Annotated in this window: 22 protein-coding genes and 2 tRNA genes; 6 read left to right on the top strand and 18 right to left on the bottom strand. The window is 60.8% G+C overall.

Translation table 11 applies throughout. The features are described 5' to 3' along the window. Positions 1-16: 16 nt before the first annotated feature. The 5 genes from D6Z43_RS24080 (at position 17) to D6Z43_RS24060 (ending at position 5,416) form a co-directional block, all read left to right on the top strand. Positions 17-2,935 carry a DUF748 domain-containing protein gene (locus tag D6Z43_RS24080; protein ID WP_120654524.1) on the top strand — a complete coding sequence of 973 codons (2,919 nt, stop codon included), beginning with the start codon at positions 17-19 and terminating at the stop codon, positions 2,933-2,935. A 9-nt stretch (positions 2,936-2,944) separates the two neighbouring features. Continuing rightward, a complete protein-coding gene (locus D6Z43_RS24075) occupies positions 2,945-3,235 on the top strand; it encodes a DUF2845 domain-containing protein (RefSeq protein WP_120654523.1) in 291 nt (96 codons plus the stop codon). 55 nt (positions 3,236-3,290) lie between these two features. Beyond that, a complete protein-coding gene (locus D6Z43_RS24070) occupies positions 3,291-3,596 on the top strand; it encodes a DUF2845 domain-containing protein (RefSeq protein WP_120654522.1) in 306 nt (101 codons plus the stop codon). A 64-nt stretch (positions 3,597-3,660) separates the two neighbouring features. Next, positions 3,661-3,951, top strand: coding sequence for a DUF2845 domain-containing protein (locus D6Z43_RS24065; protein ID WP_120654521.1), 291 nt, complete (start codon positions 3,661-3,663; stop codon positions 3,949-3,951). A gap of 10 nt (positions 3,952-3,961) precedes the next feature. Continuing rightward, entirely contained in the window at positions 3,962-5,416 is a 1,455-nt protein-coding gene (locus D6Z43_RS24060; RefSeq protein ID WP_120654520.1) for a rhomboid family intramembrane serine protease, read from the top strand. A gap of 45 nt (positions 5,417-5,461) precedes the next feature. Here D6Z43_RS24060 and D6Z43_RS24055 read toward each other — a convergent pair whose 3' ends face one another. The 18 genes from D6Z43_RS24055 to rlmE form a co-directional block, all read right to left on the bottom strand. Then, entirely contained in the window at positions 5,462-5,659 is a 198-nt protein-coding gene (locus D6Z43_RS24055; protein ID WP_120654519.1) for a CsbD family protein, read from the bottom strand. Between the two features lie 55 nt (positions 5,660-5,714). Continuing rightward, a complete protein-coding gene (locus D6Z43_RS24050; RefSeq protein ID WP_120654518.1) occupies positions 5,715-6,074 on the bottom strand; it encodes a BON domain-containing protein in 360 nt (119 codons plus the stop codon). A 206-nt stretch (positions 6,075-6,280) separates the two neighbouring features. Beyond that, positions 6,281-7,699 (bottom strand): hypothetical protein, encoded by a 1,419-nt coding sequence (locus D6Z43_RS24045; protein WP_120654517.1) that lies wholly within the window; start codon positions 7,697-7,699, stop codon positions 6,281-6,283. A gap of 89 nt (positions 7,700-7,788) precedes the next feature. Further along, on the bottom strand, positions 7,789-9,897 hold the full coding sequence (gene pnp / locus D6Z43_RS24040) for a polyribonucleotide nucleotidyltransferase (RefSeq protein ID WP_120654516.1): 2,109 nt from the start codon (positions 9,895-9,897) through the stop codon (positions 7,789-7,791). Between the two features lie 152 nt (positions 9,898-10,049). Beyond that, on the bottom strand, positions 10,050-10,319 hold the full coding sequence (rpsO, locus tag D6Z43_RS24035; RefSeq protein ID WP_016494768.1) for a 30S ribosomal protein S15: 270 nt from the start codon (positions 10,317-10,319) through the stop codon (positions 10,050-10,052). A gap of 94 nt (positions 10,320-10,413) precedes the next feature. Then, positions 10,414-11,331 carry a tRNA pseudouridine(55) synthase TruB gene (gene truB / locus D6Z43_RS24030; RefSeq protein WP_120654515.1) on the bottom strand — a complete coding sequence of 306 codons (918 nt, stop codon included), beginning with the start codon at positions 11,329-11,331 and terminating at the stop codon, positions 10,414-10,416. Positions 11,332-11,335: 4 nt separating this feature from the next. Next, positions 11,336-11,725 (bottom strand): 30S ribosome-binding factor RbfA, encoded by a 390-nt coding sequence (gene rbfA / locus D6Z43_RS24025; RefSeq protein WP_120654514.1) that lies wholly within the window; start codon positions 11,723-11,725, stop codon positions 11,336-11,338. A gap of 94 nt (positions 11,726-11,819) precedes the next feature. Then, positions 11,820-14,381, bottom strand: a complete 2,562-nt coding sequence (gene infB, locus D6Z43_RS24020) for a translation initiation factor IF-2 (protein ID WP_120654513.1) — start codon at positions 14,379-14,381, stop codon at positions 11,820-11,822. Between the two features lie 26 nt (positions 14,382-14,407). Continuing rightward, entirely contained in the window at positions 14,408-15,889 is a 1,482-nt protein-coding gene (gene nusA / locus D6Z43_RS24015) for a transcription termination factor NusA (protein ID WP_120654512.1), read from the bottom strand. Positions 15,890-15,936: 47 nt separating this feature from the next. Then, on the bottom strand, positions 15,937-16,395 hold the full coding sequence (gene rimP, locus D6Z43_RS24010; RefSeq protein WP_120654511.1) for a ribosome maturation factor RimP: 459 nt from the start codon (positions 16,393-16,395) through the stop codon (positions 15,937-15,939). Between the two features lie 130 nt (positions 16,396-16,525). After that, a tRNA-Met gene (locus D6Z43_RS24005) sits at positions 16,526-16,602 on the bottom strand. 98 nt (positions 16,603-16,700) lie between these two features. Continuing rightward, positions 16,701-16,786 (bottom strand) — tRNA-Leu (locus tag D6Z43_RS24000). Between the two features lie 10 nt (positions 16,787-16,796). Next, the gene (gene secG, locus D6Z43_RS23995; protein WP_077522865.1) at positions 16,797-17,180 is read right to left on the bottom strand and encodes a preprotein translocase subunit SecG; all 384 of its coding nucleotides are present in this window, start codon (positions 17,178-17,180) and stop codon (positions 16,797-16,799) included. 4 nt (positions 17,181-17,184) lie between these two features. Further along, the gene (gene tpiA, locus D6Z43_RS23990; protein ID WP_120654510.1) at positions 17,185-17,940 is read right to left on the bottom strand and encodes a triose-phosphate isomerase; all 756 of its coding nucleotides are present in this window, start codon (positions 17,938-17,940) and stop codon (positions 17,185-17,187) included. A 65-nt stretch (positions 17,941-18,005) separates the two neighbouring features. Then, positions 18,006-19,346 (bottom strand): phosphoglucosamine mutase, encoded by a 1,341-nt coding sequence (glmM, locus tag D6Z43_RS23985; RefSeq protein ID WP_120654509.1) that lies wholly within the window; start codon positions 19,344-19,346, stop codon positions 18,006-18,008. Between the two features lie 18 nt (positions 19,347-19,364). Continuing rightward, positions 19,365-20,216: a dihydropteroate synthase gene (gene folP, locus D6Z43_RS23980; RefSeq protein ID WP_120654508.1), complete on the bottom strand. Its 852-nt coding sequence runs from the start codon at positions 20,214-20,216 to the stop codon at positions 19,365-19,367. Positions 20,217-20,225: 9 nt separating this feature from the next. Then, the gene (gene ftsH, locus D6Z43_RS23975) at positions 20,226-22,139 is read right to left on the bottom strand and encodes an ATP-dependent zinc metalloprotease FtsH (RefSeq protein WP_120654507.1); all 1,914 of its coding nucleotides are present in this window, start codon (positions 22,137-22,139) and stop codon (positions 20,226-20,228) included. A 201-nt stretch (positions 22,140-22,340) separates the two neighbouring features. Further along, entirely contained in the window at positions 22,341-22,964 is a 624-nt protein-coding gene (rlmE, locus tag D6Z43_RS23970; RefSeq protein ID WP_120654506.1) for a 23S rRNA (uridine(2552)-2'-O)-methyltransferase RlmE, read from the bottom strand. Positions 22,965-23,040: 76 nt separating this feature from the next. Between rlmE and D6Z43_RS23965 the strand changes: the two genes are divergently transcribed. Next, on the top strand, positions 23,041-23,355 hold the full coding sequence (locus D6Z43_RS23965) for a YhbY family RNA-binding protein (RefSeq protein ID WP_120654505.1): 315 nt from the start codon (positions 23,041-23,043) through the stop codon (positions 23,353-23,355). Positions 23,356-23,362 lie beyond the last annotated feature (7 nt).

Here is a 23,362-nt window from a genome sequence, read left to right as displayed (position 1 = left end):
GGATAGTTGACGCCTCATGTACAAAGGATTGAAACGGGCCGTTTGCGCCCTGCTGATCGTCGTAGCCCTCTACAGCCTGCTTGGCTTTCTGATCATCCCGGGGATCGCCCTGCGGGTGGCCAACCAGCAACTGGCCCAGTACGCCACGGTTCCCGCACGGCTGGAGCGCATCCAGCTCAACCCCTTCAGCCTTGAACTGACGCTATGGGGGCTGCACATCGGCGAAGACAAGGCCGAGCAAATAGGCTTCGAACGGCTCTATGCCAACCTGGAACTGGACAGCCTGTGGTCTGGTGCCCTGCACCTGGCGGACGTGGAGCTCGACAAGTCGACCACCGAGGTGCTGTTCGCCAAGGACGGGAAGCTCAACCTGGCCCAGCTGTTCAAGCTGCCGCCCAGTGAGCCCAAGCCGGAAGAGCCCGCCGGCGATCCTTTCCCGCTGCGCATCGACCGCATCAAGCTGACCGAGGGCGGCCTGCATTTCGAGGACCTCCGCCCGAGCGAACCCATCGAGTTCGTCTATGACTCGCTGAATCTGGAACTGCGCAATCTCAGCACCCTGCCCGATGACAGTTCGGAGATGTCCCTGGTCGCCACCGGTCCATACGGTGGGCGGATCGACTGGGAAGGCCAGATCAGCCTGGTGCCTTTCAGTTCCAGCGGCACGCTCAAGCTCACAGAAGGCAAACTCAAGGGCGTCTGGCCCTATGTCCGCGACGCGGTACCGCTGGTGCTGGAGAAAGGCGTGATCAGCCTGTCCACCGAGTACAAGCTGAATCTGGCCAAAGGCACCCAGCTCAACCTGGACAAGATCTGGATCAAAGTGGCGCCCTTCGCCATCAAAGCGCCCGATAACCGCCCCCTGGTCAACCTGGAGACGCTGGAGGTCAGCGACAGCTCCCTCGACCTGGTCAAGCAGGAAGTGGTGATTGGCAAGATCCACAGCCAGAACCTGGAGACCTGGGCAGCACGTGAGTCCGATGGCCAACTCGACTGGCAGAAACTGTTTGCCAGCGAGGCCAAACCGGCAGCCAAGGCTGACGAGAAAGCCGCCAGCGAGTCTGCCGACACCAAAGCTGAACCGAGCAAGCCCTGGCTGGTTCTGCTACGCGAAACCCAGCTGCGCGGCTACAAGGTGCACCTGGCCGACCGAGTGCCCAAGGAGCCTGTGCAACTGGAGCTGGGCCCCCTGAACCTGGATCTCAAGGACTTCGACAGCCGGGGCGAATCGCCTTTCAACCTGAGCCTCGACACCGGCCTCGGCAAACAGGGCAAGTTGCAGGCGGTGGGCCAGGTCCAGCTCAAGCCAACCACCGCCAAACTGCAGGTGCAGACTCGGGACATCGACCTGCGTGTGGCCCAGGCCTACCTCAGTCCATTCGTGCGCCTGGAAGTGCGCAGCGGCATGCTCGATAGCGACCTCAATGTCGACCTCAAGGGCACTGAGCCACTGGCCCTTGGCATAACCGGCCGCGCCCTGGTGAACCAGATGCACACCCTGGACACGATCAAGGAGCGCGACTTCGTCAAATGGCAGCAATTGCTGGTGGAAGGTCTGAATTACCAACACGGCGACAGCCTGAATATCGACAAGGTGAGCCTGAGCCAGCCCTACGCGCGCTTCATCATCAACGAAGACCTCACCACCAACGCCAGTGAGCTGGTGATCAAGCAGTCCGCAGAAGCCGGCGCCCCAACCACCGCCCCTGCCAAACAGAAACCCGCTGCCAAGCCCCTGGGCATCCGCATTGGCGGCATCGAGATAAAGGACGGCTCGGCCAACTTCGCCGACTTCAGCCTGACGCCGAACTTCGCCACCGCCATCCAACAGCTGAACGGCGAAATCGGCACTCTCGACAACCGCAACCCCAAGGCGGCCAAGGTCGCGATCAACGGCAAGGTGGATCGTTACGCACCAGTCACCATCAAGGGCAGTCTGAACCCCTTCGATCCGCTAGACAGCCTGGATATCGCCACCAGTTTCAAGCGCGTCGAGCTGACCACCCTGACGCCCTACTCTGGCAAATTCGCTGGCTATCGCATCCGCAAGGGTCGACTGAACCTGGACCTGCACTACCAGATCGAGAAGGGTCAGTTGAAAGCCGACAACCATCTCGTCCTGGAGCAGTTGCAGCTCGGTGAACAGGTCTCAAGTCCCGACGCCGTGGACTTGCCGGTGCGACTGGCAGTCGCACTGCTGAAGGACACCGAAGGCAAGATCGACATCAAGCTGCCCGTGGCCGGAAATCTCAACGACCCGCAATTCAGCGTTGCCCCCATCGTCTGGCAGACCCTGCGCAATCTAGTGCTGCGAGCCGTGCAGGCGCCCTTCAACTTCGTCGCCGGCCTGGTAGGTGGCAGCAGCGAAGATCTCGGCCAGGTTCCCTTCCCGGCCGGTAGCAGCGAGCTCGACACTGATGCGCAGAAGGCCCTGGACACCCTGGCCGAGGCACTCAAGAAGCGCCCGGCACTGCGCTTGGAGGTGGAAGGCGCTAGCGCCAAGGCCGCCGACGGTCCGCTCCTGGCCCAACAACGCCTGGAACGGGAATATCAGAGCACCTACTACAAGATCGCCCAGCGCCGAGGCGACAAAGTGCCAGCCGAGGCCAGCCAGATCGAGGTTCCGGACGACGAGAAAGCGCCTATGCTGGAAGGCATCTACCGCACCCGCCTGAAACAGCAGCCACCTGCCGAGTGGACGGAGCTGGACAGCGAGCAGCGCACGGTCAAGCTGCGCGACGCGGTGCTGGCGTCCTGGGCGCAGAGCGACCTGCTGCTGCGCCAGCTGGGTCAGGCCCGCGCCGCCACCATCAAGGACTATCTGGTGGACCGTGGCGGTCTCGCCGATGATCGCATCTTCCTGCTCGACATCAGCCTGGTGGACCCAAACCAGGCCGGTGAAGTGATCACCCCGCTGCATCTGGACAGCGAGTAGGAGTCTTCCATGCGTACGCTGCCGCTCGCCGTGCTGACACTCGTCCTGGCCGCCCCGGCCGGGGCCGAGACCATGCGCTGCGGCAGCAAGCTGATCAGCCTCGGCGACCGCACCTTCGAGGTCCTGCAGAAATGCGGCGAGCCGGTACACCGTGACCTTGTCGGCTACACCCTCGGCTCCTACGACCGGCGCGAGTTCAACGTCGAGGAATGGGTCTACGGCCCCAACAACGGCATGCTCAGCATCCTCACTTTCGAAGGCAACCGCCTGGTACGTATCGAAACCCGGCGCAGCCGCTGACGGTCCTCAGCGCCGGGTGTAGGCTGTAGCCACCTCTCGCCATTCGGACATCCCCGTGAAGCTCCGTGTCCTTTTCCTTGCTTCGCTGCTATTGGCTCTGGGCAACGCCCAGGCCTCCTCCACTTTGCGCTGCAACAGCAACCTCATCAGCCTCGACGACACTACCAGCGAGGTCCTCGATAAGTGCGGCGAGCCGATCAGCCGTGCCGACCTGGGCTTCAAGGAAGTGATCGACGAGTATTACCGGCGCAACGAAGTCCGGGTCGAGGAATGGGTGTACGGACCACGCAATGGCATGTACCAGTTCCTTCGTTTCGAAGGCAATCGGCTGCGCAATATCGACAGCAAGCGGGGCAACTGACAGCCGCTCGGACGGAATGCTAGGCTCTGCGCATTCTTACCCCCAGGACAGGATGCCCGCCCCCATGAAAGCCCTCACCTGCGCCGTCGCAGCCCTCCCTCTGCTTGTCTTCGACGCCACGGCCAACACCTTCCGCTGCGAAAGCAAACTCGTCAGCGTTGGCGATCGCAGTGTCGAGGTTCAGCGCAAGTGCGGCGAACCGGCCTCGCGCAGTTTCATCGGGTATTCGGTAACCACCGGCGGGCGCCAGGAGATGCAAGTGGAAGAATGGGTCTACGGCCCCAGCAACGGTATGTATCACTACCTGAAATTCCTCGGCGGGCGCCTCGACGAAATCGACAGCAAGCGCAACTGAGGCGCGCGCGATGATCATCCTTCCTGCTGATCAACCCCTGGACTGGCGCCGACCGCCCGTCATCACCTTGCTGCTGATCCTGCTCAATACCCTGATCTACATCGTCTACCAGGGCGGCGACCAGGCACGCGTCGAAGAAGCGCAGCAGCTCTACCTGGACGGTGGCCTGCTCAACCGCGAGCGCGCCCTGTTCATCGACCATTTGGTGGAGCGCGAGAAGTTCGACGCTGACCAGCGCCGTGGCATCGATGCCATGCGTCGGCAGGACCTGGCGACAATCATCCTCCGCGATCTGGAGTTCGAGGACTGGCTGCACCGACTCCCTGCCTACCAGGCCGATCCCGCCTGGCAGCAGTTACGACAGAAAGCCGAAGCGGCACGGGACCGCATTAGCGCACAGCGATTCGGCTTCATCCCCAACAAGTTCAGTGTCCAGGGGCTGTTCGGCGCCATGTTCCTGCATGGCAGCTTCGATCACCTGCTGGGCAACATGATCTTCCTCTTCATCTGCGGATTCGCCCTGGAAGCGGCGCTGGGGCGCTGGGTCTACCTTGGCCTCTACCTGGCGAGCGGCCTCGCGTCGCATCTGCTCTGGTGGGCCATGGACCCGGTCTGGGTAGCGGGTATCGGTGCCTCGGGGGCGGTCTCGGGGTTGATGGGCATGACCATTGGTGTCTATGGCCTGCGCAAGATCCGTTTCTTCTACTGGCTGGGTCCCCTCATCGGCTACTTCAAGGCGCCAGCCCTGTGGATATTTCCCGCATGGCTCGGCAAAGAGCTGTACGGCGTGCTGTTGGCCGATGACCACGTCAATTACTACGCGCACCTCGGCGGACTGGCCTTCGGCTTCCTCTCGACCTGGCTGTTGCACAAGGTGGGCTTCCTCAAGGTTGATGAGGCCTACCTGAACAAGGAAGACCCGGACGCACCCTTCAAGCGAGAACTGACTGCCCTTGACCAGTTGATCGGTCGTTTCGCCCTTGACCAGGCAGCGCCGCGCGGCCTCGAGCTGCTGCAGCGCTACCCCGGCCGACTGGCGCTCCTGGAGCGCCTCTACCCCGTGGCCAAGGGGCGCCAGGACAAGCCGTTACTGACCGCTGTGCTGAAGCAGCTTTTCAGCCTGCCCGAACAGACGGCTGCCCTGCCACTGCTGCAGAAGCTGGCCGATGACGTGGCCGACCCGCAGCAACGCATGCTGCAGCACCCCGCTGTCTTGCTGCACCTGCTGCAGCGCCTGATCAAGGCCGGGGACTGCACCCGCGCCCTGGCGCCGTGGCGTCGACTGTGCGAGGCGAGCCCAGTGCCGCCGCAGCTTCCCGGCCTGACACTGCAACTGGCCAAGCAACTGGGCCAGCGCCAGGATCTACGCGGAGTTGGTGAGCTGGGACAGTACCTGCGCCGCGCCTTCCCCGAGGCGGAACAGACCCGCCAACTGGCGCTGTATCAGCAGCACCTGGCGCGCTGACAGAAAAAGCCCCGCAATTGCGGGGCTTTTCCTCTCCGGCAGGCATCAGAGCCGACTGCTGAAATCGCGGACTTCCTGCTCCGCCCGATCCTTGCTCCAGCCGTAGCGCTCCTGCAGCTTGCCGACCAGATACTCACTATGACCTTCGGCCACGTCGAGATCGTCATCGGTCAGGTGGCCCCACTTCTCCTTGATTCGGCCGCTTAGCTGCTTCCATTTGCCTTTGATGATGTCAGCGTTCATAGGACGCTCCTTTACTTTAGCTGGGCCGCCCGGAAAGGGCGGAACCAGCCGAGGGTCAATCGGCGGACTTCAGGCCGTCGGCAGAAACCGCAGTGACACCCTTGATGTTCTTGGCGGTTTCGATGGCTAGGTCACGTTCGGCATCGGTTTTCACCATGCCGGACAGTGCAACCACGCCCTTGTTGGTTTCGACCTTGATGTCCATGCCGCTGAGGTTTTTGTCAGCCAGGAATGTCGATTTGACCTTGCTGGTGATCCAGGTGTCCGAGACAGCCTCTTCGGCCTTCTGAACGGTGTCGCTGGCTGCCAGCATGGTTTGTCCGCTGGTTTCTGCGTAAGCGCCGGTAGCGAACGGCAGGCTGATGGCGGCAGCAGTAACAGCGGCAAAGGTCCACTTGGTGAAAGACTGTTTCATGAGGGGTTCTCCTCTTTACTTCGGAACATCTGCAGCAAGTTCCCGGCTGCAGGGTCACGAGAAATGTCGCAAGGCCTGTGCCAGCTTCCGAATTAAGATAAAAACCAACAAAATCAATCAGATAAATACATCACCGAAGAACCTGCCACATGCAGTCTGCAAGTTCTCCCCTAGGAGGCCTTGCAGACTGCACGATCAAACCCGTCTCAGCGTCCAGCGTTACCCAACCTGGCGATGGTGCCTTCCAGGGCAGTGACCTGGTCCAACAGAGGCGAAGCCGGATAGCGTGCGCGGATGTATGCCAGCAGCTTCTGCGCCGGCTCCACCTGACCGAGGCCTTCGGCGAAACCACGAGCCGCCAGCAGGTAGGCACGCGGAATATGTGGATAGTCGGGGAAGCGTTGGTGCAGGTTGCGTAGCAGACTCAACGCTTCGCGCACCTTGTGGCGATCGAGCAGGGCACCCGCGACCTGCTCGCACACCAGCGCATCGCCGGGCAGGAAGTCAGCCTGGAACTGGCGGGCGTTCAGCAGCGCAGTCGCGGCCTGCGCAGGGTTCTGGCGGGCGACCAGGGGCAGGTAATGATCCAGGTGGCGAAGGCAGCGCTCCCGCGCGCCCAACCCGAACAGCAACTGGTGGAAACGTTCGTTGAGGCGCAAGTCCTCGGGGTCGCGCTGCAGAGCGTTGGAGAGAATCTCCAGGGCACCATCGCTTTGGCCTTCCTTGAGACGAATCTCTGCTTCGGCGAGAGCCTTGCGTCGGCGCCATTCGTTTTCCGGCAACCCCTGCTGGGTGCCTTCCTCGGCAATCGCAAAGCCCAATGCCCCCTGATACTGGAACACGGCATAGCCCATCATGCTGCACATCACCACGCCGAAGTACCCGAACAGGAAAGTGGCGATTGGCATCAGCACCACCTTGGGCAAACCACCGGAAAGCATCCAGGCCACGTAGCTGGGGGATTGCCAGAGGATGAAGAGAAAAGCGCATAGGATCAGGTAACGCCAGCCCATCGCCTTGATCACTTCACCCACCTGGTCGGGGCTCAACGCAGCACCGAGTTCTTTGCTCAGCGCCAGACGGATAATGCTTGCCGGCAGCAGGAGCACAATGGCGATGTTCACCACCCAGAAGATCGTCTCGCTGTTGAAATCGGCTGCCAGCCAGAGTGCCCCAAGCGCGATGGCAAAGACCGCCATCTGCTTGAAGAACAATGAAAAGCCTTCGCCAGCGAAGGCACTGACCAGTGACGGCGACTCTCGCACGCCCTCACTGCTGGCCTCGATCACGCTGTGGAAGTACTTGGTGGCGATGCTCAGCAAGATGATCCAGAGGATCAGCGAGCGCGGCATGAACAGGCCTGCCAGGGCCAACAGGGCGCTGAAAGCGAGTGGCCCGGTCTGCAGGCCGTAAGCGAAGAATTGAGGCAGACGTTCCCAGAAGGGTTGGGCGGTGTTGGCCGCACCGAGGAAGGTCAGCTGGCTGCGGCATAACGGACAGGCCGGGCTGTCGTCGGGAACGTCAGCATTCAGGGGAATGCAGCAATCACCGAAATGGCGCTGACATGGCACACAGTGCCAGGTTGCGGGTTGGGCGGGATGGTACTGGCAGAGCGTCTTGTCCATGACTGTTCCAGGCACGATGGCGGTTCGCCATTGTCCGGGCAAAAAAAGAGGGCCCGCAAGGGGCCCTCTCTTTCATCGTGCGGCGATTATCAGACGCCCGAAGCCTCGGCGGCTTCTACATCCTTCATCGACAGCTTGATGCGACCACGGTTGTCGACATCAAGGACCAGGACTTTGACTTCCTGACCTTCCTGCAGAACGTCGGTGACCTTGTCGATGCGCTTGTCGCTGATCTGCGAGATGTGCACCAGACCGTCCTTGCCCGGCAGGATATTGACGAAGGCGCCGAAGTCGACGATGCGCTCGACCTTGCCCACGTACACCTTGCCGATCTCGGCTTCAGCAGTGATGCCCAGAACGCGCTGGCGCGCAGCCTCGGCCGCTTCCTTGGTCTCGCCGAAGATCTTCACGCTGCCATCGTCTTCAATGTCGATGGAAGCCTTGGTCTCTTCGCAGATACCACGGATGGTGGCGCCGCCCTTGCCGATGACGTCGCGGATCTTGTCCGGCTCGATCTTCATGGCAATCATGGTCGGGGCGTTGGAAGACAGCTCGCTACGGGACTCGGCGATCACCTGGTTCATCTGGCCGAGGATGTTCAGGCGCGCTTCCAGAGCCTGCTCCAGAGCGATCTCCATGATTTCTTCGGTGATGCCGTTGATCTTGATGTCCATCTGCAGCGCGGTTACGCCCTTGGCGGTACCGGCTACCTTGAAGTCCATGTCGCCCAAGTGGTCTTCGTCACCCAGGATGTCGGTCAGGACGGCGAACTTGTCGCCTTCCTTCACCAGGCCCATGGCGATACCGGCAACCGGCGCCTTCATCGGCACGCCGGCATCCATCAGCGCGAGGGACGCGCCGCAAACGGAAGCCATGGAGCTGGAACCGTTGGATTCGGTGATCTCGGAAACCACACGAATGGTGTAGGGGAACTCGTCGCCCTTCGGCAGCATGGCGGAAACGCCACGACGGGCCAGACGGCCGTGACCGATTTCGCGGCGACCAGCACTGCCCATACGACCACACTCACCTACCGAGAAGGGCGGGAAGTTGTAGTGCAGCATGAAGGCGTCCTTGCGCTCGCCTTCCAGGGTGTCCAGCAGTTGGGCGTCACGGGCGGTACCGAGGGTGGCAACGACCAGGGCCTGGGTTTCGCCACGGGTGAACAGGGCGGAACCGTGGGTCTTGCCCAGCACGCCGACTTCGATCTTCAGCGGACGTACGGTGCGGGTGTCGCGGCCGTCGATACGCGGCTTGCCGTTGACGATGTTCTCGCGAACGGTGCGGTATTCCAGCAGGCCGAAGGCGTCTTTCACTTCACCAGCCGGGAACTGACCTTCTTCTTCGCCAACGAAGCGGGCGACGACCTGGTCACGCAGCTCGTCCAGGCGGTTGTAGCGGTCCTGCTTGATGGTGATGGTGTAGGCCTGGGAGATGGCCTCGCCGAACTCGGCCTTGATGGCGCTGAGCAGAGCGGTGTTTTCGGCCGGGGCAGTCCAGTTCCAGGTCGGCTTGCCAGCTTCGGCAGCGAACTCCTTGACGGCCTGGATCACGGCCTGGAATTCCTGGTGGGCAAAGAGTACGGCGCCCAGCATCTGGTCTTCGGTCAGCTCTTGGGCTTCCGACTCAACCATCAGTACGGCGTCTTGAGTACCGGCAACCACCATGTCCAGGCTGGAAGCCTTGAGCTGTTCGTAGTTGGGGTTCAGCAGGTAGCCAGTCTCTTCGTGGTAAGCCACGCGAGCGGCGCCGATCGGGCCGGCGAACGGAATGCCAGAGATGGCCAGGGCTGCGGAAGTACCGATCATGGAAGCGATGTCCGGATCGGTCTTCTTGTTGGTGGAGACCACGGTGCAGATGACCTGCACTTCGTTCAGGAAACCTTCCGGGAAGAGCGGACGGATCGGACGGTCGATCAGACGCGAGGTCAGGGTTTCTTTCTCGGACGGACGACCTTCACGCTTGAAGAAACCACCGGGGATACGGCCGGCAGCGTAGGTTTTTTCCTGGTAGTGCACGGACAGCGGGAAGAAACCCTTGCCCGGATCAGCTTGCTTGGCGCCGACCACGGTCACCAGCACGGTGACGTCGTCGTCCATGGTGACCAGTACGGCACCGGAGGCTTGACGGGCGATACGGCCAGTCTCGAGGGTTACGGTCGATTGACCGAACTGGAACTTCTTGATTACCGGGTTCACGGTGTTTTCCTTCTCTGTGTTGCCTTGGGGGAAATCGGGGGAGTGGCGGGAGTCGGACCCGTTTCAATCCCTTAAAAAACCAGAAGCTGGAAAGCCGAAAGCTGGAACGATGTCCAGCTTCCGGTTTCCAGCTTCCAGCTCGTCTGTGTCGCTTAGCGACGCAGACCCAGACGACCGATCAGGGCGCTGTAACGAGAGGTGTCCTTACCCTTCAGGTAGTCCAGCAGCTTACGGCGCTGGTTAACCATGCGGATCAGACCACGACGGGAGTGGTGGTCTTTGCCGTTGGCCTTGAAGTGATCCTGCAGCTTGTTGATGTTGGCGGTCAGCAGGGCAACCTGCACTTCCGGAGAACCGGTATCGCCTTCAGCTTGCTTGTACTCGTTAACGATCTGGGCTTTTTCAGTAACGCTCAGTGCCATGATGGGCTTCCTCTGAGAGTAATAGGCCGGGACCTTCGCCCCGTGTTCTAAAAAGAGGATTGACCGTGCCTATTAACAGCCATCCTCGGATCGGTCATTCCGACCGAATCAGTCGACGCGGCGCAACGCGCCCGTCATCGCTCACTTCACCGATACCGATGAAGCGACCGGTATGATCCTGAACTCGCATCATGCCGAACTTCGGCGCTTCCGGGGCTCGTACCGGTTGGCCATGTAGCCAGTAGTACGCGCTGTGCTCGGTAAGCTGGATCAGCGGCCAGTGTTCCAGTCCGCTGTCGACCGGCAGGAGGAACTGATCGAGTGCCTCGCTACCGCCTTCGGCGTGGACCTTCTCCAGGGTCTCCAGGCTGATTGCCTGGGCCAGCACGAAGGGGCCCGCCTGGGTCCGGCGCAGCTCCGCCACATGGGCTCCACATCCCAGGGCCTGGCCAAGATCCTCGACCAGGGTACGGATATAGGTGCCCTTGCTGCAGGCTACCGCCATTCTTGCCTGACTGTTTTCACAGGCCAGTAAATCCAGGCGCGCAATAGTAACAGAACGCGCCTCGCGCTCCACTACTTCGCCAGCACGCGCCAGCTTGTAGAGGGGCTGGCCGTCCTTCTTGAGAGCGGAGTACATCGGTGGTATCTGCTTGATTTCGCCACGAAAACGCGGCAGCAGAGCTTCTATGTCCTCGCGACCAACGGTCACTTCGCGACGCTCGGTCACTTCACCTTCGGCATCGCCGGTGGAGGTGGTAATGCCGAGCTGGGCCAGGGTTTCGTAACCCTTGTCGGCATCCAAGAGGTACTGGGAGAACTTGGTCGCCTCGCCGAAGCACAGCGGCAACACACCGGTAGCCAACGGGTCGAGGCTGCCGGTATGGCCGGCTTTCTCGGCATTGAGCAGCCAACGCACCTTCTGCAGCGCAGCGTTGGAACTCATGCCGCGCGGCTTGTCGAGTATCAGCACACCGCTGACATTACGGCGAATACGTTTTACCTGGGCCACGCCATCACTCCTCGTCGCTGCCCTGGTGCTTGCGGTCTTCCGCGACGGCACGCTCGATCAGCGCCGACAGTTCGGCGCCACGCCGGATGCTGGCGTCGTAGTGGAAGTGCAATTGCGGCACGCTGCGCAGTTTCATGGCCTTGCCGAGCTGCATACGCAGGAAGCCCGCGGCGTCCTGCAGAATGTCGAGGTTGAGCTTGACCTTCTCGGCGTTGTCATCCTGGCCCATCACGGTGATGAACACCTTGGCATGGGAGAGGTCACGGCTCACGTCGACAGCAGTGATGGTCACAAGACCCAGGCGCGGGTCTTTGATCTCACGCTGGATCAGCAGCGCCATTTCGCGCTGCATCTGGTCGCCGATGCGTTGGGTACGGCTGTAGTCTTTAGCCATTTCGTTTCACTCTTGAACGCTTAAAAGCCGAAAGCCAGGAGTGGAAGGCGATGGCTTCCAGCTCCTGGCTCCCGGCTTGTGGCAAGCGCGACACTTACAGCGTGCGCGCCACCTGGACCTTCTCGAAGACTTCGATCTTGTCACCGACTTTGACGTCGTTGTAGCTCTTCACGCCGATACCGCACTCCATGCCGGCACGCACCTCGGACACGTCGTCCTTGAAGCGGCGCAGGGATTCCAGTTCGCCTTCGAAGATCACCACATCGTCGCGCAGTACGCGGATCGGGCGGTTGCGGTGTACCAGACCTTCGGTAACCATGCAGCCGGCGACCGCGCCGAACTTCGGCGAGCGGAACACGTCGCGCACCTCGGCGATACCCAGGATGTTCTCCCGGACTTCGCTGCCCAGCATGCCGGACAGTGCTTTCTTAACGTCTTCGATGATGTCGTAGATGATGTTGTAGTAGCGCAGGTCCAGACCTTCCTGCTCGACGATCTTGCGCGCACCGGCATCGGCACGCACGTTGAAGCCGAACAGCACGGCGTTGGACGCCAGCGCCAGGTTGGCGTCGCTCTCGGTGATACCACCTACACCGCCACCCACAACACGTACCTGGACTTCCTCGTTGCCGATATCGGCCAGGGCGCCCTGCAGGGCCTCGAGAGAACCACGCACATCGGACTTGAGCACGATGTTGAGGGTCTTTTTCTCGTCCTGCCCCATGCTTTCGAAGATGTTTTCCAGCTTGGAGGACTGCTGGCGAGCCAGCTTGACCTCGCGGAACTTGCCTTGACGGAACAGGGCAACTTCGCGCGCTTTCTTCTCGTCGGCGACCACAGTCAGGTCGTCACCGGCGTCCGGAGTGCCATCCAGGCCAAGAATCTCGACCGGGATGGACGGACCGGCTTCTTTCACCGGCTTGCCGTTCTCGTCGAGCATGGCGCGAACGCGGCCATAGTTGACGCCGCAGAGAACCATGTCGCCCTGGCGCAGGGTACCGTCCTGTACCAGCACGGTAGCGACCGGGCCACGGCCCTTGTCCAGGCGGGACTCGACCACGACACCACGACCAGGGGCCGACGGAGTGGCAGTGAGCTCCAGAACCTCTGCCTGCAGCAGCACGGCTTCGAGCAGTTCGTCGACGCCGGTACCGGCCTTGGCCGAAACAGGCACGAACTGGGTGTCGCCGCCCCACTCCTCCGGAATCACATCCAGCGCGGCAAGGCCGTTCTTGATGTTGTCCGGGTTGGCTTCCGGCTTGTCCATCTTGTTGACCGCAACCACGATCGGCACGCCAGCCGCTTTCGCGTGCTGTACCGCTTCAACGGTCTGCGGCATCACCCCGTCGTCGGCCGCCACCACCAGGATGACGATGTCGGTAGCCTTGGCACCACGGGCACGCATCGCGGTGAACGCCGCGTGGCCAGGGGTGTCGAGGAAGGTCACCATGCCGCGATCGGTTTCGACGTGGTAGGCGCCGATGTGCTGGGTGATACCACCCGCTTCACCGCTGGCTACCTTGGTACGACGAATGTAGTCGAGCAGGGAGGTCTTGCCGTGGTCGACGTGGCCCATCACGGTCACTACCGGCGCACGGGTCAGGGCTTCGCCTTCAAACTTCAGGGACTCGGCCAGTTGGTCTTCCAGGGCGTTCTCGTTTACCAGTTTGACCTTGTGGCCGAATTCTTCGGCGATCAACTGAGCGGTCTCACGGTCGAGCACCTGGTTGATGGTCACCGGAGTGCCCATCTTGAACATGAACTTGACGACTTCTGCACCCTTGACAGCCATCTGGGCGGCCAGTTCGGCCACGGTGATGGTCTCGCCAATGCTGACTTCACGCACGATAGGTCCTGTCGGGCTCTGGAACCCGTGCTGGTTACGCTTCTTCAGCTTGGACTTGCCACCACGGCCACCGCCACGACGACCGAAAGCATCGCTTTCTTCGTCGGTACTGCGCGGTGCCACGCGGGGAGCCGGAGCCTTTTCTTTCTCTTTGAGCGAAGGACGGTGCTGCGCATGCTTGCGGTCGCGGCGATCGTCTTCATCACGAGCACGCTCGGGACGACGAACCTCTTCCTTCTTGCGCTCGCCGTTAACCGCAGCTGCGCCGGCCGCTGCAGGAGCAACTGCTGCCGCAGAGGCAGCAGCGACAGGCGCGGCTGCGACAGCGGCCGGCTCGCCGGCAGCAGCAACAACTTCCGCCGGAGCGGATTCGGTAGCTACCTTGGCACGAGATTCCGCTTCGCGGCGGGCAGCCTCTTCGGCACGCTGACGAGCCTCATCTTCAGCCTTCAGTCGAGCGGCTTCTTCCGCTACGCGCTGCTCTTCGAGTTCGCGCTGACGCTCAGCCTCGATCTCGTCGGGGCTGCGCTTGACGTAGGTCTTCTTCTTGCGTACTTCGACGTTGATGGTCTTGCTACCGGCGACCCTCAGCGTAGTAGTGGTCTTGCGCTGCAGGGTAATCTTGCGCGGCTCTTCCAGGCGCTCACCGTGGCTGCTCTTGAGATGGGCCAGCAGGGCCTGCTTCTCATTGTCGGTTACAACTTGTTCGGCGCTGGTGTGCGGCAATCCCGCCTCGCGCATCTGCAGCAGCAGGCGCTCCACCGGTGTATCGACCACTTGGGCCAGTTCTTTCACCGTGACTTGCGTCATGCACTTCTCTCCTCAGGCCGCGATACTTACTCGAACCAGTGGGCTCGGGCGGCCATGATCAGCTTGCCGGCACGCTCTTCGTCCATGCCGTCGATGTCGAGCAGGTCGTCGATCGACTGCTCGGCCAGATCTTCGCGGTTAATAACGCCACGTACGGCGAGTTCAACAGCCAGGTCCTTGTCCATGCCTTCCAGGGAAAGCAGGTCTTCGGCAGGCTGGGCATCCGCCAGCTTTTCTTCGGTTGCGATAGCCTTGGTCAGCAGGCGGTCCTTCGCGCGCGCACGCAGCTCGTTGACGATGTCCTCATCGAAGCCGTCGATGCTGAGCATTTCTTCCATGGGCACGTAGGCGATTTCTTCCAGGCTGGTGAAACCTTCTTCAACCAGTACTTGGGCCAGCTCTTCGTCCACTTCCAGCTCTTCAACGAATGCACGCAGGATGTCGCCGGTTTCGGCTTGCTGCTTGGCCTGGATGTCCGCTTCGGTCATCACGTTGAGGGTCCAGCCGGTCAGCTGGCTGGCCAGGCGCACGTTCTGGCCGCCACGACCAATGGCCTGGGCCAGGTTGTCTTCGGCAACGGCGATGTCCATTGCGTGGGCATCTTCGTCGACGATGATCGCAACCACTTCGGCCGGGGCCATGGCATTGATCACGAACTGTGCCGGGTTGTCGTCCCAGAGGACGATATCGACACGCTCACCGCCCAACTCGCCGGATACGGCCTGGACGCGGGAGCCACGCATACCGATGCAGGCACCCTGCGGGTCGATACGTTTGTCCTTGGAGCGTACGGCGATCTTGGCGCGCGAACCCGGGTCACGGGAGGCGGCCATCACTTCGATCAGCTCTTCGGCGATTTCCGGCACTTCGATGCGGAACAACTCGATCAGCATCTGCGGCGCAGTGCGCGACAGGATCAGTTGCGGACCGCGATTTTCGGTGCGGATTTCTTTCAGCAGGGCACGCACACGAGCACCAACCCGGAAGGTTTCGCGGGCGATGATGTCCTCGCGAGCCAGGAGCGCTTCGGCGTTGTTGCCCAGGTCAACGATCACGTTGTCGCGGGTGACTTTCTTCACAGTGCCGAAAATGATGTCGCCCAGCTTCTCGCGGTAGGCTTCAACCACCTGCGCACGCTCGGCCTCACGTACCTTCTGCACGATGACCTGCTTGGCGGTCTGGGCAGCGATGCGACCGAACTCGATGGACTCGATCTTCTCTTCGATGATGTCGCCGATCTTGGCATTCTCATCGCGAGCCTGAGCCTGGTCGAGGGTCAGCTGGATCGCCGGATCCTCGAAATCTTCTTCCTCGACCACAGTCCAGCTACGGAAAGTGTCGTAGTTACCGCTCTGACGATTGATCGACACTCGCAGGTCGACCTCGTCCTCAAAACGCTTCTTGGTAGCGGTGGCCAGGGCCAGCTCCAGCGCCTCGAAAATAACGCCAGCCGGTACACCCTTTTCGTTGGATACCGACTCAACAACCAGCAGTACTTCTTTGCTCATCGTACGCCTCGCCTTTCGCAATCCATTGGATCCGCGGGATCCGCGTCTCAGTCAAAACGGGGAATGATGTTGGCCTTGTCGATCAACTCGATCGGCAGGAGGAACTCGCGGTCTTCTATGAGAACCACCACGTCCTGCTCCTCCACCCCGCGGAGGAGCCCCTGAAAATTGCGCCGCCCTTCGAAGGGCGAACGCAGCTTGATCTTGACCAGCTCACCGGCGTGGGCCGCAAACTGCTCAAGGGTGAACAGCGGACGATCCATGCCCGGCGAAGAAACTTCGAGGGTGTATTCGTTGCTGATCGGGTCCTCGACATCGAGTACACCACTGATCTGCCGACTGACCTTCTCGCAATCCTCGACTAGGATGCCGTTCTCGTGATCGATATAGATACGCAGCAGGGAATGCCGCCCTTGAGACAGGAACTCGATGCCCCAGCACTGATAACCGAGCGCTTCGACTACCGGGGCCAACAAGGCCTGCAACTGTTCTAGCTTGCTCGACACCTGATCGCCTCTCGCATGCTGTGCAAATAAAAAATGGGCGAAACGCCCATCCCTTCAAACCGCCTGATCTGTGATCGGAGGCCAACTGTCCAGCTAGCAAAAAGCCCCTAAAAAGGGGCTTCGCGACTACTGGTTGCGGGGGCTGGATTTGAACCAACGACCTTCGGGTTATGAGCCCGACGAGCTACCAGACTGCTCCACCCCGCGTCAAAGCTGGTGCGAGAGTATACGGCCAGCACCTTGCGTGGTCAACCGAACATCCCGCGAAGAAGAAGGCCCGCATCACTGCGGGCCTTCTCTTTGTATGGTACCGAGGAGGGGACTCGAACCCCTACAGCCTATGGCCACTACCACCTCAAGGTAGCGTGTCTACCAATTCCACCACCTCGGCAAAACTTGCCTTACTTCTGCTCCGGAGCCTGCGGCACATCACCCGACTGGGTAGCTGGCTTCTGCTCTTCGAGCACCGGCACATCATCAGCTGCCGGCTTAGCGGGCTGAACTTCGAGGGCCGCAGGATCTGGCAGACCTACATTGCTCAGCGCCTCAGCCTTTTCCTTAGCGAAGAACGCTAAACCCAGGCTGGTAATGAAAAAAACCGCGGCGAGTATAGCAGTAACTCGACTCAAAAAGGTAGCGGAACCTTGGCTTCCGAATACGGTTGCCGAAGCACCGGAGCCAAAAGAGGCACCAGCATCCGCGCCCTTGCCCTGCTGAACCAGCACCAGACCAACAACGCCCAGCGCGACCAGCAAGTGCACCACAATTACGACAGTTTCCAGCATCTCGTCAGCTTCCTGCGGCGCGACAGATCGCACCGAACTCATCCGCATTCAGGGAGGCTCCACCAACCAGCCCCCCATCGATATCCGGCATGCCGAACAAGTCGGCCGCACTGGCCGCCTTCACACTGCCGCCGTACAGAATTCGTACGCCGCGAGCAACCTCAGCATTCTCCGCCGACAGTTGCGAGCGAATCGCCGCATGAACCTCTTGCGCTTGCTGCGGCGAAGCTGTCAGCCCCGTACCAATGGCCCAAACCGGCTCATAGGCAATTACCGCTTGCGCAAATGCGCCCACACCAAGCTCTTCGATCACGCTACCCAACTGACGCCCTACAACATCGAGCGTCTTGCCGGCTTCGCGCTGCTCCCGAGTTTCACCGACGCACAGCACCGGGATCAGACCACAGGATTGAGCAGCAGCGAACTTGCGACTCACGACTTCGTCGCTTTCGCCCAAAATCAGGCGACGCTCCGAATGACCGACCAGAACCAGACTGCAACCCACGTCCGCCAACTGGCTTGCCGCGATCTCTCCGGTGAGGGCTCCCTGCACCGGCTCCACCGCACAATTCTGAGCACCTACGACAATCGACTTGCCGTCCAGGCCTTGAATGACCTGATTGATGTACAGACAGGGCGGCATTACCGCGACTTCGACTCCAGCAGGCAAGGCCAATTGGCGCAAGCCTTTGATCAGCTCTGCGACGCTGGCGCGGGTACCGTGCATTTTCCAGTTACCGGCTACCAGAGGTCGGCGCATGCTTTATCTCGTCGATCAAAGTGGGCGCAGATGTTACCCAAGAGATTTTCAACAAGCAAGCGAAATCAAGCACATACCTCTGTCACGACTTTTGCCAGTTCCTCGGCGTAGCCGCGCACCAGCTTTTCGTCGTCGCCCTCGACCATCACGCGCACGAGCGGCTCGGTACCGGACTTGCGCAGAAGCACACGCCCCCGCCCTGCCATCTGGGTAGTAACGCGGGCAGACGCATCCTTCACGGCCGGATGGTTGACCGGATCCACGTCGCCGCCTGCGTAGCGAACGTTGATCAGCACCTGCGGGCACTTGCGCATGCCCTGGCGAGCTTCGGCGAGAGATTGACCGCTGCGCTGCAAAGCCAGCAGGACCTGGAGGGCGGAAACGATGGCGTCACCCGTGGTAGTGAAATGGCTACAGACGATATGGCCGGAATTCTCGCCACCCAGCGTCCAGCCATTGGCCTGCAGTTCACTCATCACGTAGCGATCGCCAACTTTGGCACGTACGAATGGAATCTCGAGCTCCTTGAAGGCCAGTTCAAGGCCCAGGTTGCTCATCAGGGTACCGACGACCCCCCCGTTCAGCCTGTCTCGGGCATGCAGGTCACGGGCGATCAGATAGATCAGTTCGTCGCCATCGACTACCGCACCAGTGTGATCGACCATCAGGACGCGGTCGCCATCTCCATCGAAGGCAATACCGATGTCCGCATTCTGCTCGACGACCGCCGCCTGCAGGCTGGCCATATGAGTGGAACCGCAATCGTCATTGATATTGAGACCGTTGGGCTGCGCGGCCAGCACGCTGACTTGTGCTCCCAGTTCGCGAAACACGTTGGGTGCGACCTTATACGTAGCACCATGAGCGCAATCCACCACCATCTTTAGGCCAGCAAAATCGGTACTGATCGGGGTAGTGCTCTTGCAGAATTCGATGTAGCGGCCGGCGGCGTCGTTGATGCGGGATACCTTGCCCAATTGAGCCGAGTCCACCACGGTCATCGGCTGGTCAAGCAACTCCTCGATCATCAACTCAACTTCATCCGAGAGCTTGGTCCCCTTGCCCGAGAAGAACTTGATGCCATTGTCGTGATGCGGGTTGTGCGAGGCACTGATGACAATGCCCGCATCCGCCAGGAAGGTGCGGGTCAGGTAGGCGATAGCTGGAGTCGGCATGGGACCGAGGAGCATCACATCCGCGCCGGCAGCCAGCAGGCCGGCCTCGAGAGCGGACTCGAACATGTAGCCGGAAATCCGAGTGTCCTTGCCGATCAGGATGCGGCACTTACCCTGCTTGCGGAACGCCATACCGGCGGCCCAGCCAAGCTTGAGCATGAATTCCGGAGTAATCGGGAACTGCCCGACGTGGCCACGAATACCGTCGGTGCCAAAATACTTTCTGCTCATTAGGTGCTCCGTATTGTCTTATTCCGCCGCTTGTACCGCGGCTATCATGCGTACTGCGTCAACGGTCTCCGCGACATCGTGTACGCGCACGATGCGCGCACCCTTGGCCACGGCGAGGGCGGCCAAGGCGAGGCTGCCCGGGAGACGTTGCTGAACTTCTCGCCCCAGCGTCTGACCAATCATGCTTTTGCGCGAAACGCCAACCAGCAACGGGCGCCCGAGCTCATGCAGGACCTCCAGATGCTTGAACAGACTGAGGTTGTGCGCCAACGTCTTGGCGAAGCCGAAGCCTGGATCCAGGACTATCCGATCCTCCGAGATGCCCGCAACCACGCATGCCCGTACGCGCTCGGAAAGGAACTCGCCGACTTCGCGAACAACATCGCCATAATGCGGATCCTGCTGCATGGTGCCCGGCTCGCCGAGCATGTGCATCAGACAGACCGCCAGACCGGTGTCTGCGGCGGCGTCCAGCGCGCCGTCACGGCGCAAGGAGCGCACATCATTGATCATGCCGGCGCCGAGGCGAGCACCTTCACGGATCACCGCGGGAGTGGACGTATCCAGAGAGATGACCACATCCAGTTCGCGGGCGATGACCTCGACCACGGGGGCTACGCGCTCAAGCTCCTCGGTTGGGGACACAGGTCGTGCCCCGGGGCGAGTCGACTCGCCGCCGACATCGATCAGGGTCGCGCCGGCAGCGACCATTTCCTCGGCATGGCGCAACGCCGCATCACGCGCATTGAAACGACCGCCATCGGAGAAGGAATCTGGAGTGACATTTAGGATGCCCATGACATGCGGCTGGGCCAAATCAAGAACCCGGCTGCCGCAAGGCAACCGGGTCGGGCACTGCACTGACTTCATCTACAGGCCTTAGTGTTCGCCAGCCGGCCCGCCGATGGGGGTTTCAGGGCGCTTGGTCTCCTCACGGGGAGCGGGAGTACCAGAAGTACCGGAACCACCCTGCCAATCCTTGGGTTCACGCACAGTGCGACCGGCCATGATGTCGTCGATCTGCTCGGAATCGATGGTTTCGTACTTCATCAAGGCTTCGGCCATGGCATCGAGCTTGTCACGATTCTCCGTCAGAAGGTTCTTCGCGGTGGTATAGCTCTCGTCGATAATCCGACGGACTTCCTGGTCGATCAGCTTGGCGGTTTCACCCGATACATTCGCGTGCTGTGCACCCGCGCTGCGACCAAGGAACACCTCGCCCTCTTCCTCTGCGTACATCAGCGGACCTAGCTTTTCGGACAGCCCCCACTTGGTGACCATGTTCCGAGCGATCTGAGTGGCACGCATGATGTCGTTAGAGGCCCCCGTAGTGACACCATCAAATCCGAGGGTCATTTCTTCGGCGATCCGGCCGCCGAACAGTGAGCAAATCTGACTGGTCAGCGCGCGCTTGGAGAGGCTGTAACGATCTTCCTCGGGGAGGAACATCGTCACGCCCAGAGCGCGCCCACGCGGAATGATCGACACTTTGTAGACAGGATCATGCTCCGGTACCAGGCGCCCAACGATGGCGTGGCCCGCCTCGTGGAACGCGGTATTCAGTTTTTCCTTCTCGGACATCACCATGGACTTGCGCTCAGCGCCCATCATGATCTTGTCCTTGGCCAATTCGAACTCTTTCATTTCGACGAGGCGCTTATTGACGCGAGCGGCGAACAGAGAGGCTTCGTTGACCAGGTTGGCCAGGTCCGCACCGGAGAAACCTGGGGTACCACGCGCGATGACGCCAGCATCTACGTCGTCGCCCATGGGCACCTTGCGCATATGCACCTTGAGGATCTGCTCGCGCCCACGGATATCCGGCAGGCCCACGACCACCTGACGGTCGAAGCGGCCAGGACGCAGCAGAGCCGGGTCCAGCACATCAGGACGGTTAGTGGCGGCGATCACGATGATGCCGTCATTCATCTCGAAGCCATCCATCTCCACCAGCAACTGGTTGAGAGTCTGCTCACGCTCGTCGTGACCACCACCCAGTCCGGCACCACGATGGCGACCAACAGCGTCGATCTCGTCGATGAAGATAATGCACGGGGCGTGTTTCTTGGCTTGATCGAACATGTCGCGGACGCGAGACGCACCCACACCGACGAACATCTCGACGAAGTCGGAACCGGAAATGGTGAAGAACGGAACCTTTGCTTCACCCGCGATGGCCTTGGCCAGCAGGGTCTTGCCGGTACCGGGCGGGCCGACCATCAGCACGCCGCGCGGGATGCGGCCACCCAGGCGCTGGAACTTGCCAGGATCACGCAGGAACTCAACCAGCTCGCTGACTTCCTCCTTCGCTTCATCGCAACCGGCGACGTCGGCGAAGGTGGTCTTGACCTGATCTTCCGAGAGCAGGCGCGCCTTGCTCTTGCCAAAGCTCATCGGGCCGCCGCGACCACCGCCGCCGCCCTGCATCTGGCGCATGAAGAACATGAAGACCGCAATGATCACCAGAATCGGGAAACTGGCTACCAGCAGTTGAGTCCAGATGCTCTGCTGCTCAGGCTGCTTGCCTTCGATGATCACGTTGTTGTCGATCAGGTCGCCGATCAGGCCACCGTCCTGAATCGCCGGACGAATGGTCTTGAAGGGCTCGCCATCATTGCGCTTGCCGGTGATGACGAAGCCATCGACGGTTACTCGCTCGACCTTGCCTTCCTTAACCTGCTCGATGAATTCCGAGTAGTTAAGCGTCTGCGGTTCGCTCGGGCTGGAGAAATTGTTCATCACCGTGACTAGCACGGCGGCGATGATTAGCCACAGGATCAGATTTTTTGCCATATCGTTCAATTAGCTACCCTCTGGAACGGGCTCCTTCCTGGAGCGCAGCCCGCATGACGGCTGGTGATTAATCGGCCTAACTTACTACACAACCCCTACCCCTGGCAGGCGCCGTCTGTAACCCTTTATGAGACCTCGCGGCCTCCCTGCTATATCCAGCTCCTGCAGAGGGGAACCGATTGGTCAGGTTCCCGTTGCAGTCTATTCCCCACGGAAGCCACGCGCGAGCAGGTATTGCTCCCGGGAGCGGTCACGCGACGAAAGCGGCTTGCGCATCTGCACCTTGTCGAACATCTCGCGCACCTGCTTGTGGTAGACGTCGAAACCTTCGCCCTGGAAGATCTTGATCAAAAAATCGCCACCTGGGCGCAAAGCACGGCCGGCCAGATCCAGCGCCAACTCACAGAGGTGCATTGCACGCGGCTGATCACTAGCCCTTACCCCACTCATATTGGGGGCCATATCGGAAATCACAAGGTCTACCGGGTTTTCACCGATCGCCTCGAGGATGCGTGCGAAGACTTCATCATCAGTGAAGTCGCCCTGAATAAACGTCACATCAGGAATGCTATCCATCTCCAGGATGTCGGAGGCGATCAATCGACCGCGATCACCTATCACACGGCTAGTCACCTGGGACCAGCCGCCCGGCGCAGCACCGAGGTCAACGACTGTCATGCCAGGCCGCAGGATGCGGTCCTTTTCCTGGATTTCGAGCAATTTGTAGCTGGCACGGGAACGATAACCGTCCTTCTGAGCCATTTTGACGTACGGGTCGTCGATATGTCTTTGCAGCCATCGCTGGCTACTCTTGGAACGGGCCACGGGATACCTCGTGTTCGGCTGTGCGCCCCGGAATCACTCGGGTAAACTAGCAGCCTTTTTTCGCAGGGGTTTGATTATGGCGCTCTCACAGGAGCACAAGAAGCAATACAAATCTATCGGTCATCACCTGAAACCGGTATTGACGGTGGCCGAAAACGGTCTGACCGAAGGTGTGCTGGCCGAACTGGAGCGCGCGCTGAACGATCATGAGTTGATCAAGGTTCAGTTCCGCATCACTGAGCGTGATGACCGCCGTGCCCTGATCGACGAGCTCTGCGCCGCCGGTAACTGCGAACTGGTCCAGGTCATCGGCAAGATGGCGTTGGTCTATCGCCGCAACCCCAAGCCGAACCGCAACCTCTCCAACATCAGCCGCTTCAGCGGGCTCTGATTCCCTC

It is taken from the genome of Pseudomonas sp. DY-1 (assembly GCF_003626975.1).
Lineage (GTDB): Bacteria > Pseudomonadota > Gammaproteobacteria > Pseudomonadales > Pseudomonadaceae > Metapseudomonas.
Note: the sequence above shows the minus strand (reverse complement) of the source record. Positions and strands in the feature narration are given on the sequence as shown.